Below are 14,920 nucleotides of genomic sequence, written 5' to 3'. Positions count from 1 at the left end.
CGTATTGTGGAAAGGATATGAGCTAATTAGAAAGAGCTATTGAAATTTGCGTGGAAAGGGGCATTCCAATGAAAAAGAAACTTGTTTCATGTCTGATCAGCTTTACATTACTTTCTTCTTTGAGTACACCGCTGCTTGCAAAAGCACAAGACAATACTCAGGACATTAAAGGCAACCTTGTTATTGCAGGCGGAGGTGTAGGAACATCTAATCACGACATATATGAAAAATTCCTCTCGCTTGCTGGAGGAAAAGAAAAAGCCAAAATAGGGATTATTCCAGCTGCTAGCACAACGCTGCAGTCTTCTGAAAAGTTTAAGAAAGACCTCGTGAAATACGGAGTAAACTCAGATTCTATTCAGATACTTCCCGTTTCAAATCACGATTTTTCTGACACACAAAGGGATGAATCAACTTGGAAGAGCCAAGTAAACGATAAGAAGTTATCCGGTACAATTAAAGGACTAACGGCAGTTTGGTTTGTTGGAGGAGACCAAACAAAAATTGTAGATTCCCTTCGGCAAAATAATGGAAGCGATTCCGAAGCGTTAAAAGCTATTTGGGATATTTATCGTAAAGGAGCAGTAATTGGAGGTACAAGTGCAGGAGCTGCAATTATGAGTGACGTCATGATTACGGGGGGAGACAGTCTAGGAGCTTTAAAAGAAAGTATAGGAAACAAGGCAAATAAGCATGTAAATGAAGGGGAAGACGGTAAAAAAGAGTACGAGCCTTTATCAGTTCAAAAGGGGCTGGGTTTTTTCCAACACGGCATAATCGATCAGCATATGGATGAACGAGCACGACTTGGGCGACTTGCAGTAGCTGCGTATAATTCTGAACGCGACAAAGAACAAAACTTTGCATACGGTGTGGACGAAGATACGGCTATGGTCGTTAATAATAAAGATCAAAAAATTGAAGTCGTTGGACGAAGCGGAGTAGCTGTATTAGACATGAGCAAGGCTAAGCTAAAATCAGCTTCGAGCTTTGTATCTAAGCAAAAAGCGCGTTCAGGTTTAGAGAACATAAAAGTTAGTTACTTATCTCCTGGAGATAAAATTAACTATCATTTAAAGTCATTTGAATTTCCAAAAGATAAAGTAGAAACGAAGGGATTTGAATATTATTCCTTTAACGCACTGCCTGCTACGGGTGTTTTTACGCCATATGGAAGATTAAAGGCTTATTTATCCTATTCTCTTGTTGACAATGAATCGATGAAATCTGCCAACAGCTATGTTTATGACAGTCAAGGGTGGGGATATGAAATTGCTTTTCGAAAGAATAGTGATACAAACGGCTACTGGAGATATACTGACGGACAAAAAGATGATTATTCCATCGTAAATGTAGGAATGGATATTACGCCCAAAACCGTTAAATTCCAGCCGGATAAAGAAACTAGTTTAACTTATAAAAAATCTACCTTTTCTCCATCTGAAAGTCCTGTATACGATTCGATTAAAGGTAATCTCTTAATTGCAGGAGGAGCACTTGGCAGCAGCAATTCAAGCGTGTATAACAAGTTTATTAATCTTGCAGGAGGAAAACAGGCCAAAATAGGAATTGTGCCTGCAGCGAGTACTAAGTTTGATTCCTCTAGTCATTTTAAAGAAGATTTAATTAAATACGGAATGAAGGCAGAAAATATAGAAGTTTTACCTATTTCAAACCATGACTTTAAAGGAACTTCTGAAAATGAGTCGAATTGGAAAGCAAATATGAATAGTGATAAACTAGCGCAAAAAGTTAAAGGACTAACAGGCATTTGGTTTGTAGGAGGAGATCAAACCTTGATTACGGGCTCGTTGCGTAATGAAAATGGTTCGGACTCAAAAGTTTTACAAGCCATATGGCATACGTATAAAAATGGAGCAGTACTTGGCGGTACGAGCGCCGGCGCGGCGATTATGAGTAATACTATGCTCGCAGGCGGAGATAGCTACGGAGCGCTTTCATACGGATTTACAGACACATACGATGATATGACTCAGCAAGAAGGCGGGCCTGCTTATTTGGAAAAAGGTCTTGGCTTTTTCCAATACGGTCTTGTAGATCAGCATTTTGACAACAAAGCAAGACTCGGACGTCTTATTGCAACAGCATATGAAAAAGGAAATAAAAATCAGCTTTCTTACGGAATTGATGAAGATACTGCTATGGTAGTAAATAATAAAGAAAAACAAATAGAAGTTGTGGGAAGAGGCGGCATTACGCTAGTTGACTTAGCGAAGGTACAGGCAAATGACAAATTTCCGAGTGATTACAAAAATATTCTTATCTCTTGTATTACGCCAGGCGACAAAGTAAATATGACAACAAAAGAGATCGTAATAAACCCAGCTAAAACATCTACTAGAAAAAATGAATACTACAGTGAAAAGATTGGGCCGAACACGGGTCTTTTCTCTCCGCACGGTGTATTAAGAAAATTTTTGGCTTACGATCTTATTGATAATGCCCAGAGTAAAGAAATAAAGAGCTATGCGTTTAACCAAAACAAAGGTTTTGAGCTTACCTTCCGAAAAAGCGCTGAAAGCAATGGTTATTGGGCTTATACAGACGGTCAAAAAGACGATTATTCCATTGTGAAAGTTACGTTAGATATCAAACCAATAAAAGTAGCTATTAAATAAAAAGAAAACAGAAAGTAATTAAATGCATGTAGAGCTTTGACATAGCGTGCCTCCATCTATTGAAGTGGAGGTTCTTTTTTCTACTTGTTTTATTTGTAATAGGGACAAACGTCCGCTAGATGAAATGCGCAGCAAAGTATAAAATGATAGGTATATATTCCATAAACTAATCTCTGAAGGCAAGTCAAGTTAAAGGCCTGTAGAAAGGTGTCCATACAATGAAAAAGAAATTAGTTTTAATAACAGGAAGCAAGCAAACTAGAATCATTTTACATAATCAATTAAAAGAGTTGTTAGGAGATTACATTTCTATTGAATGCTTTGCGATTGATGAAGAATTACCCGGAAAAATTGATGGCGATGTTGTCCTTTATTCATCGGAGAGTATAAAGCACGAAATGAAGGACAGATTAGACGTTCAGCATGCACATGAAATTGTAGGAAATAGAACGATTCACCATAAACATATAAATGAATTGCTGAAAATCCCTGCCCATACAAAGGTGTTAATTGTAAACGATGATGATAAAGAAACTCTTAAGTTAATAGAGTCTCTCTATCAAGTAGGGATTAATCATGTTCAGTTTATTCCTTTTAAAAAGCAAAAGACCTATTACGAAGGGGTTGAAATTGCTGTTTCTCCAGGTGAGGTTCACTTGTGCCCGCCATATGTAAAACATGTAATTGATATAGGAGTTAGGCTTTTTGACATGGCTACCATTTTTGAACTTATAAAATCATTTGGTTTTAATCAGTCTAATCATTCAATTATTTGGGATCGCTATTTACGAAATATTATTGAGTTGCAAAAAAAACTAATAGAAGCAGAGGGGCAAATGAAAGAACTTCACCTGCATGTAAAAAGTGTTGTAAATGTAGTTGAAGATGGTATTCTTGCCGTGGATTTCAATAAAAGAATTACGTTATTTAATAAAAGGTTAGAATCATTGTTTCAGCTATCTTCTTCTGATGTTGTAGATCATGAAATTCAAAATGTAATTTTCGACGAAGGCCTTGTGGAGTTTATTACTTTGTCGGACGAGAAAAGTCAGTACTTTAACATAAACGGATACGAAATGGTTATCTATAAGTCTATGATTCAGGAGAGCAATACTACGGTAGCAACGTTTAAAAGTGTTAATCAAGCTGTTGAAATAGAAGGAAAAGCGCAGTCAGAACTTAGAAAAAGCGGCTTTTCAGCTAAGTATGATTATCAAGATATTATCGGAGAACACCCAGCTTTGCTCAAAACAATTGAAATTTCCCGAAAAATGGCGGTTACTGAGTATCCTATTTTAATTCAAGGAGAAACCGGTACAGGAAAAGAGCTGTTTGCTCAGGCTATCCACAATTATTCTACACGTAAAAATGGACCGTTTCTTGCCGTTAACTGCAGTGCCATGACTGATACGCTGCTAGAAAGCGAGCTGTTTGGGTACGAAGAAGCCAGCTTTACAGGAGCGCAAAAAGGCGGTAAAAAAGGGCTGTTCGAGAGCGCTGATAAAGGCACGATCTTTCTAGATGAAATTGGTGATATCAGTCCGCGTTTACAAACCCAGCTTTTAAGAGTGCTTCAAGAAAAAGAAATTAGACGGGTGGGAGGCACAAGAGTTATTCCGATCAACGTAAGGATAATAGCAGCTACTCACAACAATTTACTACATAAAATGAAAGAAGGTTTGTTTCGAGAAGATTTGTACTATCGTTTACATGTATTATCCTTAATCATTCCTCCTTTAAGATATAGAAGAACCGATATTCCTTTACTCATTCATCACTTTATTTCTAAATCAAAAACGTGGAGGCATATTCATCCAGAAGCTATGAAGCTGCTTATCGAATATGAATGGTTAGGAAATATAAGAGAATTAAAAGGAGTCATCGAGTATTTGCTTACCGTCTGCGATGAAAACGAAGTAAAAGCAAAAGACGTAGAGTATAGGCTTAGTAGTCGAAAAGAGGACCATTCTTTTTATGAAGTTGAAAATCAATCGTTTGACTTAATTGAACTTCAAGAAAATCATGCCCTGTTAGAAACGATAAAACAGTGTAATGATACAGGAAAAGCAGCAAGCAGAAAGTGGATCACCCAGCATTTAAAAGGCTTTACTCTTACAGAACAGCAGGTGAGAAACCGTTTGGATGTATTAGAAGAAAAAGAGTATATTATAAAGCGCAGAGGCAGAGCAGGAACAAAAATAACAGAAAAAGGACTGCATTATCTATATCATTTAAAAACAAAACAGCACTTGATTCATCCTTGATATACAGGGGAAAGGGAAACTTAACTAATTAAGCTTCCCTTTTTTTATAAAATAATGTAGTCATAAACTCGGCGTTTACGGCTGATTTCCGCCGTAAACTTTTCCTGTAGAAGAAGTAATAACGCCGCCGTTTACGTTTAAAGTATAAGCTAACCCTCCAGAACCTGTCCAAGTGGAAAGATTAAAAGTGCTGCCATTAAATAGTTTATAGATAGAAATATTATTAAACGTCAGAGGCTGACCGCTTATACAAGTAGTAGGCGCCTTATTTGTTTTAGCCAGATAAACAGCAGCATTTGTAGAGCCTGGCTGTGTTGCTACTTTAGCTGAACCATCTTTTTCTACCAACAGTGCTGACTGTTCATTAACAGCAATTCCTTTTGCGCTTGTTCTAGTTTCTTCTCCGTCTTGGATATTACGTGCAAGAAATGTTAAAAAGCGCCCCATTCTATCTCGTTGTTCAAAGTGAGTGTCTGTTTGAATGTTGTTATTATGCGGTGTTTGAATCAAATAATCTGTAAAAGAAATAAGAGAACTATACGGGTTGTTTAGCGCTGTTTCGAATCTAAAGTTGTAGAGCCTGCTGAGATAGAATCATAAATGTGATCACCTTGAATCATGGTGCCGGCACTCGTTCCTCCAAAAGGAATGCCCTGCGTAATACGGTTATTTAATGCTGTAAGAGCCGGGAAGCCTTCTAAGAAATCTATGTAATCAGCTTGATTGCCTCCAGCAAAAAAAATACCTTCTGCTTTGTTAATTTTATCAATCAAAGAAGAGTCTGAGCCTGCTCTTATTAAATCATCAACGACAATTGTGCTAACAGAGTTAAGGGGCTTACCTATACTTTTTGCTAGGTCATAGATATATGAATTATAGGCGTCAGTACCCGTCGCTCTTATAACCAAAAAATCTCCGCCGTTTGCCTTTTGAATCATCCATTTGAACGCTTCATCTACATCGGTGCTTCCTCCCATATAGACTTGTCCAAAGCTTGTACTAGTCGCTTTGTCTGCGGTACTTCCGACTTGATAAAACGTGTAAGGTGCAGAAGCAGCGGAAGTGGAGATTGGAAGTAAAAGAGATGCCGCGAGAACAGCACAAGTAATGACCTGCTTTTTAATGTTTTTTTACGTTCAGCTTTTTTCATAAAGTTCTCCTCCTTTAATAGGAGTTCATAGATAAACATGCAAGTTTTATACCAACTTATTGAACACCGGCAAAACAGTGAAAGAAGAATTTTTTTAAAAGCTCTATGTGTAATATAGGTTATTTATGGGTCATTATTAAGGTTTTTTACACCCGAAAAATGGCGAGAACGACTCTAACTCGGATGCCTAATAGTGAAAAGAAAATTGCAAAAGGTATACAAGATTACATCCCTCATTGAAAAATAACGTTTAAAAACTTAAAATTATGATAGAAAGGAAAAACAAGGATAAAAAGAAGATCTGGCTGCAATAGCGCCTTATTTATCAAACAGACCTTCATTCTATCAATATCTTCATCTCTTAAACGTTTTATACCAGCATTTCTACGCAGAAAAAATTATACATGAGAGGATCTGTCAAAATGAACAAACAGGAAAGTAGTTACAGATGGGTTGTTTTTGGAACCGCTTTATTAGCATATTATTTGATTGTCAGTCAACGAACAGCCCCTGGACTTATTACAGAACAGTTAATGAAAGATTTTCACGTTTCAGCATCTGTTATAGGGTTAATGACTAGTATACAATTTTTAGCATATGCAGGCCTTCAGATTCCTATTGGTTTACTTTCTGACCGATACGGTCCCAATCGATTTTTGATTATAGGGTCGCTTTTAACTGGAATAGGAAGTCTTATCTACAGCACGGCTCCTAACGAATATGTGTTAATTTTCTCTCGTTTACTAGTCGGTACGGGAGACTCAATGATTTTTGTCAATTTAGTGTTAATTTTAAGTCAGTGGTTTAAGGGAAATGAGTTTGTAAAGCTATTAGGTTTAATTGGGCTGGTAGGAAGTGTAGGTTCATTATCAGCTACCGTGCCTTTGTCTATGTGGATTTCATTTTCAGGCTGGAGAGTTCCTTTTCTTAGCATAGGTCTAGTTTTAATGGCGGTATCCTACCTGCTTTATGTCGTTTTAGTGATAAAACCTAAACGATTATTTCAAGAGGATGCTAAAGCAAATAAATCCTCTGTTAAGACTCCGGAAAGCGTATGGGGGATCCTAAGGAGAGTGATGACGACTCGCCAAGCCTGGGCAACATTTCTTTGTCATTTTGGTGTAGTCGGTACATATATCGGTTTTATTGGTTCTTGGGGAGTTCCTTATGGAATGAATGTGTTCCATTTATCCCGCGCTGATGCAAGTCAGCTTATTATGTATGGTCTGTTTGGCGCTATGATTGGTGGCCCTTTAATCAGCTGGATAACAAGCAGGTTAAATTCCATTAAAAAAATCTATTCACTTATTCACCTTATTGTGGTGCTTAGCTGGACTGGATTATTACTATCCGGCGTGAAACCTTCATTCATGCTAGTCGTTATTTTGCTTTTTATCATCGGCTTTGGAAACGGCGCAAGCGCTTTGACATTTGCCGTAGTACGTCAATCCTTCTCCGTAAAAGAAGTAGGGGTTGTATCAGGCTTTGCCAATATGGGAGGCTTTTTAAGCGCCGTATTATTACCTAGTATTTTCGGAAATGTTCTGGATTTATTTCCCGAACGCTCGCTGCACATCGGGTATCATTATGCTTTTATGATTCCCATTTTGTTTTCAATGATGGGGTTGTTAGGTGTCTTACTAATTAAAGAAAAAGGAAAAAAGGAGCAGAGCGTGCTGAATGCTTCTTAATTCACAATGACTGTCTCATTTACAGTGCAGAAAAATTCGTATCTTTATTATAAGGTTCATTTTTATACTTTCAAGCAGGCAGAAGATAATCGCTTTTATAAGTGGTTATCTTTTTTAGTCTATCCCATTTTTTAGAGTCATATAGAGCTATACTTCTAAAAAGAATAGTATAACTGAGCATTCTACTCCAAATAGATTTTACTCATATCAGTAATACAAAAATTTTTATAAGACAGCACGCTATTAGAATTTACTACTTAAATAAAGAGCCACATCGCGAATTGCTTTATCAGTTTCACTTTCTATTAACTCTCTGTCCTTTGTATACGAATAAACAGTATCACCGTGAAGAAGGAGATCTGATAAATTTAATAAGCCGACAGCGCGCTTGTTGAATTTATGAGCAATGGCTAAAGTGGTAGCTGTTTCCATATCCACCCCGAGAAAATCTGCAAGCGACCATTCTTTTACCATGTCATGCGTCTCGATCAGCATGGCACCCATACTGACCACATGTCCTTTTATATAGCTGTAGCCTTTTTGTTCACAATACCTACAGGCGGCTTCCACTAACTCTTTGTCAGCTTCTACAAGCGTTTGTTCTGGTAAATACCAGTGTGATACGCCATCTTGCATTTTTGCTGCAGATACAATTAAAATATCGCCATATTGTATAGTAGAAGATAAACCTCCAAAATATCCCGTTTGAATAAATAAGTCGGTTCCGCTGCCAGCAAATTGATGTACAATGTTTGACGCCATCGGACTGCCGTATACATTCGCAAATCCTATATTTCTGTTATTGAACTTACCTATTACCGTGTTCCATTTAGGCGTATGAATATCAGTAGATAAGATCTCTTTCCATAAATTTATATTATCTTGGAATTCCCACTCACCATGAATAATAAATGCATTAGGCAGCTCTTTTTCTGATAGCTTTAATACGTTTAGCCAATCTTTTTTTTCAAAATCGCCATACAGCTTCATCTTTTTCTCCTTATTTTCTCAGTTAGACTAGTTAGAAAAGAATTCTTCATTACTAGCTTTCATTCCTTTAATTTTTAGAACTAACAAATATAAAAGAAATGACAGTGCTGATTTAAAAATGAAGTTATGCGTGCTTTTTTTACTCATTTCTCGACAAATATTTAGAATTAAAAAGGAGTTCAGTAATAATAAAAGAAATTCCTTACTAACGCTTATTTAAATTAGATAAAGCTGTGAGAAAAGCTCCGTTTAGTTAATGAATGAATAAGAGGAGGGAAGGTACAGGTGTCAAATTATTTTCCCATAATTAAAACAAAAAGGCTTACCCTAAGGGAAATTGTAGCAGAAGACGCAGGCAATATTTTAAAATACCTATCCGATAAAGAAGTAATGAAACACTACGGTCTAGAGCCTTTTACAACGGTTGAGGATGCTTCAAATGAGATTGCGTGGTATAAATCGATCTTAAACGAAAAATCTGGAATAAGATGGGGTATTACTCTTAAAGAACAAGACGACATTATTGGCAGCTGCGGGTTTCTTAATAGAGTTCATAACCATTGCCGTGCAGAAATTGGATATGAGCTAAGCAAAGATTACTGGGGGAATGGGATTGCTAATGAGGCATTGGAGGCTGTCATAAAATATGGTTTTACACATTTTAATTTGCGGAGAATTGAAGCATTAATAGAGCCTGCTAATGCTGCTTCACAAAAATTAATAAAAAAGCATCGCTTTATAAAAGAAGGCCTATTAAGAAGCTATGAATTTACGTGTGGAAAATTTGATGATTTGTACATGTATTCTTTATTAAAACAAGATTTTGACAGGCTTCAACCACATGAAGGGAATATCTAGACATCGTTATTAAGAATACGTATAGCACAATGACAGATAAGGGGAAAATGTATGGCCCATTTTAATGTTGATATTGTTCACTATCATCCTCAATTTGCTGAGCAAACGGTAAAAATGTGGAGAGATAGTAAAGAAAAAGCGATTGAACAAAAGGAAATGCACAGTTTTGACCGTCATGTCTATTTTTTAAATCATATATTGTCAGCACACTATAAAATTGAATTAGCGTTAATGGATGAACAAATAGTAGGAATGATTGCTTATCATGCTGACGAAATTAGCCAACTGTACGTTCATGTAGATTATCAAGGAGGAGGAATCGGACAGCATTTACTCGAAAGAGCCAAGACAGAATCAAATGGAAAATTAATATTAAGTACATTTGAACGAAATAAAAATGCCCAGAGGTTTTACGAGAAACACGGCTTCAGTATTATAAAAAGAGGATGTGAAAACGAAGAGAAACTACCCGATATTACATATGAATGGACAAACAAATGAAGCATACGTAATTTTAATAAAGGAGCGGTTAGTGTGAATACGTTAGCACATGAAACATAACAACGCTGTCTATATGTCCGTGGTCCGCCTTTTACTAGTTTAGGATAGATGATTAATGCTAGCTATAAAAAGGAGGAGTTTAATATGATAACGGACAAACATTTTTTAAACCCTGTAAACAATACAAATGTTGATTTTACTGGATGGGATTTTTCTATTATTACTCGTACTGGTCGTATGGATAGCGACATGCTTTCGTGGTCATACGGAAGTGAAGCTTTTCGTCTTATTCAAGACTCTAATGCCGCTTTAGATATGGGAACAGGAGGAGGAGAATTTTTATCTTTGTTACAGCCTTTTCCTCACGTTATGTATGCTACAGAAGGATATAAACCTAACGTTCCAATCGCTAAAAAACGTTTAGAACCGCTTGGTGTCAAAGTTGTTGAACGAACTGAAGACGAAAATTTACCGTTTAAAGATGATACATTTGATTTGATTTTGAACCAGCACGAATCTTTTTGTGCTTCGGAAGTACACCGAATTTTATCAACCCAAGGCACGTTCTTCACTCAGCAAGTAGGCGGGTTAGACTGTTCACGAATCAATGAATGTATAGGGGCTCCAATAAATAAAGAGTTTTCCAACTGGAATTTAAAGAAAGCAATAGAAGAACTTAAACAAAGTTCTTTTAACGTCATTTCTTGCAAAGAAGAGTTTCCTGTACAGAGATTTTATGATATCGGAGCGCTCGTCTTTTATTTAAAGGCAATTCCTTGGCAAGTTCCTAATTTTGATGTAGAAACATATATCGAAGGGTTGTATAACATACATGGAATTATACAGTCTAAAGGTTTCTTTGACGTAAAACAACATCGTTTTATTATTAGAGCTGAGGCAAATAAATAGATAATCACACAGAGAAAGCGGGTCTCTAACTGGAAACCTGCTTTCTCCGTTTTAATTATGTAATTGTTTGCTAGATAAATCTAGCTCAAAAAGAAGAGAATTTCGATCTGGATAATCATATTGAACTGTCAGATCCTTTTTGGTCACTTGTTTAAACCCAGCTTTTTTATAGAAATTATGTGATCGAGTAGCTTGAGATGGAGTATCTAAAATAATTTTAGAAAACCCGTGCTTCTGCACAAAAAGAAGTAAAGAAGCATAAAGATTTTTTCCTATTCCAAACTCTTTTCCTCTATAGTGCTTGTATACAAAAAATTTCTTTAATATGCCTATTTCATTGGTTTTCTTTTGCAATCCAATACATCCTACTACTTCTTGCTTATCATTCAAAGCTACCCAAAAGTTACCGCCGGTATGGAGATAGTTTGACTTAATGTCTAAAATATCGGGCTGTTCTTCAACTCTAATACCTACACCAGCTTCTACATTTTGTACATGCAATATTAGTTGAATAACTGCTTCTTTATACTTATCTTCATACAATACAATCATTGATTAATAATAACTCCTTTCCTTCATTAAATGTTTCCTCCTCATTGCTCTTATTATATCTAGTACTATGGTGCAAATATATTATGATAGTTGAGTAATAAAAATGTATCTATATGGAACGCTTGTTATCTTGAATATGATTTTGTGAGGTATGAGATTTTGGTAATATGCAGTCTAATGCTCTTTTAGTAATGGGCATAAAAAAATTAAGCAGCACGCCGCCTAAAAACACGGTTAATAACGTTCCTACACCAATTGGTCCGTTTAAAAGCATCGCAGCTAGTAAAAATGTGAAGTAAATCAATGTTCTTGCGAGAAATAAATTTGTTTTAACTAGTTTTTGTATGATTAATGTTAAGCGATCAATTGGAATGGGTGCAAAGTTTGTATGTAAATAGGCTGAGGTTCCTACACCTATAATGATTAAGCCAATTCCAAAACAACATAATTTGCTGTACCACATTTCAAAGGGAGCCCAATTCTGTAATAAAAAAAGCCATAAATCAATACCAAGACCCGTTATGAATGCTGTTAACAGTCCCAGTACTTCCGGCTTTTGTTTGCTTAAAAGGGCATTACCACAAATTAAAACACAGGCAAGTATAATTTCCCAGCTTCCAACGCTAAGACCTACGTTTAGGGATAGTCCAACTAAAAGTGCATCAAAAGGTGAAGCTCCTAGGTTGGATTGGATCGTCAAAGCAATTCCCAGAGTTAATAGTAAAATTCCTCCTACATAAATAGCATATTTCACTGTAATCAGCCCCTTTACTCATTTTTTTGTTGCAAATGCAACTATTTCAAGGTACATTAAACTTATATTATTTTTATTGTATTTGCAACAAAAATATGTACAAAGGAGATATTTATGAGTGAAATTCTGCGTGAAATTGGAATGATAGCAAGAGCATTGGATTCGATTAGTAATATAGAATTTAAAGAGTATGACCTGACTAAGGGGCAGTATTTGTATTTAGTGCGAATATGTGAAAATCCCGGAATCATTCAAGAAAAGTTAGCTGAGATGATAAAAGTAGATCGAACAACAGCGGCTCGGGCTATAAAAAAGCTTGAAATGAATGGTTTTATTGAGAAGAAAGACGATCTCCACAATAAAAAAAATAAAAACCTTTTTCCCACTGAAAAAGGGAAGAACGTGTATCCGTTTATAAAAAGAGAAAATGATTATTCGGATACAGTGGCATTAGAAGGTTTTACCCAGGAAGAAGCAGATACCATTCTTAAGCTGGTTCAAAGAGTAAGAAAAAATATAGAAACAGATTGGGAGTTTGTCAAAAAAGGAAACAAGAGAAATTATTAATGATATAAAGGAGAGGCGCATGTCAGTGATGATGGATATAAAAAAATGTACTCTTGAAGATGTAAATCACCTTCAAAATATTAGCTACAAAACATTTAATGAAACGTTTAAAGATCAAAATTCACCTGAAAACATGAAAGCTTATTTAGAAAAAGCATTTACAGTCGAACAGTTAGAAAAAGAACTATCAAATACGTCCTCGCAATTCTTTTTTATGTATGTTAATCATGAAATTGCAGGTTATTTAAAGGTTAATACGGATGATGCTCAATCTGAAGAGATGGGGGAAGAAGCGCTTGAAATTGAAAGAATTTATATAGGTAACAGCTTTCAAAAACGAGGGCTTGGTAAACATTTATTTAATAAAGCAGTAGAGATAGCAACGACACTTAATAAAAAGAAAATTTGGTTAGGCGTATGGGAAAAAAATAAAAATGCGATTGCTTTTTACAAGAAACAGGGATTTGTTCAAACTGGATCTCACTCGTTTTATATGGGAGACGAAGAACAAATAGACTTTATTATGGTTAAAACACTTTTATAGTTTTTTAAAAGATAAATAAAGTATAACTTCGTGAGCTAGGCGCTGAGTTTATTGCAAAAGATAATTGGACAGATCATATTGAAGTAGACGGAAAACTTTTAACAGGGCAAAATCCACAGTCTACAATCAGCCTCGCAAAAGAATTTGTACGTGCTTTAAACGCATAAAAGTATCTATAACCCTAATGGGGATGTCTCATGATTGATTGAGACATCCCCATTTCTTTAGGGTGAAATAAAATGAGAATTAAGGAAAACAAAAAGGGCGGCTATCTAAATAGCTGCCCTTTTATTTATTAGAAGATTTATTTCTGAAAATGTATGTAGTAATTCCTGTCACAATGATAACAGCCACAATACAAATGATCAGACGAACAATCTGTGTCACAAAGATATTATCTGCAATACTCATGTGTTTCGTTAGAATTAACGTTCCATAAGCAGCTAAAACAGATAAAAACATATTGACGATTCGTTGAGCCATGTTGTCGTTACTCCTTTCGCTTCACTACTTTACACTTTAACATATGTGCTCACTGTAAAAAATATCGAATTACAAGTATGTCAGAAAATCAGCACTCCAGGAAAAGAATCTACTTGTAAGGAAGTAGCTGATATTATATTAGTTATGGCGACTAAACGCAGTTCAGAGAAGGAAATGAGATTCGTTTAGTCGAATTTAACATGCTTATATTCTTTTTTTAGATAGGTGGGAAAAGCTTGTTTGATAAATTGAAAAAGCTATTTATGGATAAACAGGATCAGGAAGCAGATGACAAATACATTTTAGTCCCTGAGAGTGAAATAAATGAGACTTTAAAAAGAGATATAGTGAAGTTGGAAGAAGTAGGAGAGACATACTGCAAAAGTCTTCAGCACAAATATAGAAGTAAATTTGAACGTGATGGTAAGCAGAACTTAAAAGTATGGGTGTGCCGAGATATTGATGGCGACCAACTACCAAATCTAAGTTCGAAGCAGTGTTTAGAAAAAGAATATCGTTCCCAAGTGGCAATAAACTTTGATGGGTTTACAGATGAAGAAGATGCATACGTTCATTACATCCAATTGTGGTATTACTTTAGTGGGTATTTTAAAGGGACAGGCACTTTGTATGATTTGTCAAAAAATCGTTTAGAAGCTGATATTGAAGAAAAGTTAGAAGAATTACTGAACCAATTATAGATTTCTACTTAGCACTGAGATTATTTGTTAATACACAGGGGGAAGGAATATGAGGGGGCGGCCCGAGTTAGAAATAGAAAGGGAAAAAATTTATAAAACGAAAAAATCCTAATGGAACATTTATAGAGCGGGTTGTTCAAGTGCCTAAGGAAGAAAATATGTTAGATTTTATTCTAGAAATCAAAAATTTAAAGAAAAAGGAACTTTCTTATAAAAGTTTATTGGTAACGACTGAAAACTGGTACGATTCTTTTCGTCTTGCTAGAGGAGATCTGAAATGGGTATCTTTGCATACAGTAGCGGTATGAGACTTGATT

The 14,920-nt window shown here is 35.8% G+C and carries 16 protein-coding genes and 2 pseudogenes; 11 read left to right on the top strand and 7 right to left on the bottom strand.

Annotated features, from left to right (window positions below):
• The first annotated feature begins 68 nt into the window (after window positions 1-68).
• Both ACFX4N_RS06585 and ACFX4N_RS06580 read left to right on the top strand, forming a co-directional pair.
• On the top strand, window positions 69-2,639 hold the full coding sequence (locus tag ACFX4N_RS06585; protein WP_025601402.1) for a cyanophycinase: 2,571 nt from the start codon (window positions 69-71) through the stop codon (window positions 2,637-2,639).
• Window positions 2,640-2,857: 218 nt separating this feature from the next.
• Window positions 2,858-4,903, top strand: a complete 2,046-nt coding sequence (locus ACFX4N_RS06580; protein ID WP_057274671.1) for a sigma 54-interacting transcriptional regulator — start codon at window positions 2,858-2,860, stop codon at window positions 4,901-4,903.
• A 75-nt stretch (window positions 4,904-4,978) separates the two neighbouring features.
• Here ACFX4N_RS06580 and ACFX4N_RS06575 read toward each other — a convergent pair whose 3' ends face one another.
• Genes ACFX4N_RS06575 through ACFX4N_RS06565 form a run of 3 tightly spaced genes read right to left on the bottom strand, consistent with a single transcriptional unit; the run spans window position 4,979 to window position 6,053 of the window.
• Entirely contained in the window at window positions 4,979-5,413 is a 435-nt protein-coding gene (locus tag ACFX4N_RS06575; RefSeq protein WP_377261047.1) for a hypothetical protein, read from the bottom strand.
• Window positions 5,414-5,451: 38 nt separating this feature from the next.
• A complete protein-coding gene (locus ACFX4N_RS06570; RefSeq protein WP_244659725.1) occupies window positions 5,452-5,880 on the bottom strand; it encodes a Type 1 glutamine amidotransferase-like domain-containing protein in 429 nt (142 codons plus the stop codon).
• Entirely contained in the window at window positions 5,859-6,053 is a 195-nt protein-coding gene (locus ACFX4N_RS06565) for a hypothetical protein (protein WP_223268922.1), read from the bottom strand. Before ACFX4N_RS06565 ends, ACFX4N_RS06570 begins: the two co-directional genes overlap by 22 nt.
• 422 nt (window positions 6,054-6,475) lie before the next feature.
• Here ACFX4N_RS06565 and ACFX4N_RS06560 point away from each other — a divergent pair, with 422 nt between their 5' ends.
• Window positions 6,476-7,744 (top strand): MFS transporter, encoded by a 1,269-nt coding sequence (locus ACFX4N_RS06560; RefSeq protein ID WP_025601406.1) that lies wholly within the window; start codon window positions 6,476-6,478, stop codon window positions 7,742-7,744.
• A gap of 243 nt (window positions 7,745-7,987) precedes the next feature.
• Here the strand turns inward: ACFX4N_RS06560 and ACFX4N_RS06555 are convergent, their stop codons facing one another.
• Window positions 7,988-8,734, bottom strand: a complete 747-nt coding sequence (locus ACFX4N_RS06555; RefSeq protein ID WP_013056333.1) for a phosphorylase family protein — start codon at window positions 8,732-8,734, stop codon at window positions 7,988-7,990.
• A gap of 285 nt (window positions 8,735-9,019) precedes the next feature.
• Between ACFX4N_RS06555 and ACFX4N_RS06550 the strand changes: the two genes are divergently transcribed.
• The 3 genes from ACFX4N_RS06550 (at window position 9,020) to ACFX4N_RS06540 (ending at window position 11,002) form a co-directional block, all read left to right on the top strand.
• A complete protein-coding gene (locus tag ACFX4N_RS06550; RefSeq protein WP_377261043.1) occupies window positions 9,020-9,592 on the top strand; it encodes a GNAT family N-acetyltransferase in 573 nt (190 codons plus the stop codon).
• Between the two features lie 51 nt (window positions 9,593-9,643).
• Complete coding sequence (locus ACFX4N_RS06545) at window positions 9,644-10,093, top strand: GNAT family N-acetyltransferase (RefSeq protein ID WP_098197147.1); 450 nt, start codon at window positions 9,644-9,646, stop codon at window positions 10,091-10,093.
• 144 nt (window positions 10,094-10,237) lie between these two features.
• Window positions 10,238-11,002 (top strand): methyltransferase domain-containing protein, encoded by a 765-nt coding sequence (locus tag ACFX4N_RS06540; protein ID WP_053487071.1) that lies wholly within the window; start codon window positions 10,238-10,240, stop codon window positions 11,000-11,002.
• A 51-nt stretch (window positions 11,003-11,053) separates the two neighbouring features.
• Here the strand turns inward: ACFX4N_RS06540 and ACFX4N_RS06535 are convergent, their stop codons facing one another.
• Together ACFX4N_RS06535 and ACFX4N_RS06530 are read right to left on the bottom strand one after the other, a co-directional pair.
• A complete protein-coding gene (locus tag ACFX4N_RS06535; RefSeq protein ID WP_013056337.1) occupies window positions 11,054-11,554 on the bottom strand; it encodes a GNAT family N-acetyltransferase in 501 nt (166 codons plus the stop codon).
• Between the two features lie 109 nt (window positions 11,555-11,663).
• Window positions 11,664-12,308, bottom strand: coding sequence for a YczE/YyaS/YitT family protein (locus tag ACFX4N_RS06530; RefSeq protein WP_013056338.1), 645 nt, complete (start codon window positions 12,306-12,308; stop codon window positions 11,664-11,666).
• Window positions 12,309-12,422: 114 nt separating this feature from the next.
• Between ACFX4N_RS06530 and ACFX4N_RS06525 the strand changes: the two genes are divergently transcribed.
• From ACFX4N_RS06525 to ACFX4N_RS06515, 3 genes and pseudogenes are all read left to right on the top strand, one after another.
• The gene (locus ACFX4N_RS06525) at window positions 12,423-12,875 is read left to right on the top strand and encodes a MarR family winged helix-turn-helix transcriptional regulator (RefSeq protein ID WP_063671139.1); all 453 of its coding nucleotides are present in this window, start codon (window positions 12,423-12,425) and stop codon (window positions 12,873-12,875) included.
• 19 nt (window positions 12,876-12,894) lie between these two features.
• On the top strand, window positions 12,895-13,419 hold the full coding sequence (paiA, locus tag ACFX4N_RS06520) for a spermidine/spermine N(1)-acetyltransferase (protein WP_035439286.1): 525 nt from the start codon (window positions 12,895-12,897) through the stop codon (window positions 13,417-13,419).
• A gap of 26 nt (window positions 13,420-13,445) precedes the next feature.
• Window positions 13,446-13,586: pseudogene (locus ACFX4N_RS06515) on the top strand (type 1 glutamine amidotransferase domain-containing protein); the annotation flags it as partial.
• Window positions 13,587-13,707: 121 nt separating this feature from the next.
• On the opposite strand, the gene ACFX4N_RS06510 reads toward ACFX4N_RS06515, so the two are convergent.
• On the bottom strand, window positions 13,708-13,902 hold the full coding sequence (locus tag ACFX4N_RS06510) for a hypothetical protein (RefSeq protein WP_013056341.1): 195 nt from the start codon (window positions 13,900-13,902) through the stop codon (window positions 13,708-13,710).
• A 236-nt stretch (window positions 13,903-14,138) separates the two neighbouring features.
• Here ACFX4N_RS06510 and ACFX4N_RS06505 point away from each other — a divergent pair, with 236 nt between their 5' ends.
• Together ACFX4N_RS06505 and ACFX4N_RS06500 are read left to right on the top strand one after the other, a co-directional pair.
• A complete protein-coding gene (locus ACFX4N_RS06505; protein WP_063671140.1) occupies window positions 14,139-14,603 on the top strand; it encodes a hypothetical protein in 465 nt (154 codons plus the stop codon).
• Between the two features lie 49 nt (window positions 14,604-14,652).
• Window positions 14,653-14,908, top strand: a pseudogene (locus ACFX4N_RS06500) (hypothetical protein); the annotation flags it as partial.
• Window positions 14,909-14,920 lie beyond the last annotated feature (12 nt).

The organism is Priestia sp. YIM B13551 (genome assembly GCF_042787905.1).
Lineage (GTDB): Bacteria > Bacillota > Bacilli > Bacillales > Bacillaceae_H > Priestia.
Note: the sequence above shows the minus strand (reverse complement) of the source record. Positions and strands in the feature narration are given on the sequence as shown.

Excerpts from the sequence above, each read along its gene's own strand:
- ACFX4N_RS06585 (WP_025601402.1), top strand. The coding sequence starts at position 69 with ATGAAAAAGAAACTTGTTTCATGTCTGATCAGCTTTACATTACTTTCT.
- ACFX4N_RS06580 (WP_057274671.1), top strand. The coding sequence starts at position 2,858 with ATGAAAAAGAAATTAGTTTTAATAACAGGAAGCAAGCAAACTAGAATC.
- ACFX4N_RS06570 (WP_244659725.1), bottom strand. The coding sequence starts at position 5,880 with ATGGGAGGAAGCACCGATGTAGATGAAGCGTTCAAATGGATGATTCAA.
- ACFX4N_RS06565 (WP_223268922.1), bottom strand. The coding sequence starts at position 6,053 with ATGAAAAAAGCTGAACGTAAAAAAACATTAAAAAGCAGGTCATTACTT.
- ACFX4N_RS06560 (WP_025601406.1), top strand. The coding sequence starts at position 6,476 with ATGAACAAACAGGAAAGTAGTTACAGATGGGTTGTTTTTGGAACCGCT.
- ACFX4N_RS06555 (WP_013056333.1), bottom strand. The coding sequence starts at position 8,734 with ATGAAGCTGTATGGCGATTTTGAAAAAAAAGATTGGCTAAACGTATTA.
- ACFX4N_RS06545 (WP_098197147.1), top strand. The coding sequence starts at position 9,644 with ATGGCCCATTTTAATGTTGATATTGTTCACTATCATCCTCAATTTGCT.
- ACFX4N_RS06540 (WP_053487071.1), top strand. The coding sequence starts at position 10,238 with ATGATAACGGACAAACATTTTTTAAACCCTGTAAACAATACAAATGTT.
- ACFX4N_RS06535 (WP_013056337.1), bottom strand. The coding sequence starts at position 11,554 with ATGATTGTATTGTATGAAGATAAGTATAAAGAAGCAGTTATTCAACTA.
- ACFX4N_RS06525 (WP_063671139.1), top strand. The coding sequence starts at position 12,423 with ATGAGTGAAATTCTGCGTGAAATTGGAATGATAGCAAGAGCATTGGAT.
- paiA (WP_035439286.1), top strand. The coding sequence starts at position 12,895 with ATGTCAGTGATGATGGATATAAAAAAATGTACTCTTGAAGATGTAAAT.
- ACFX4N_RS06510 (WP_013056341.1), bottom strand. The coding sequence starts at position 13,902 with ATGGCTCAACGAATCGTCAATATGTTTTTATCTGTTTTAGCTGCTTAT.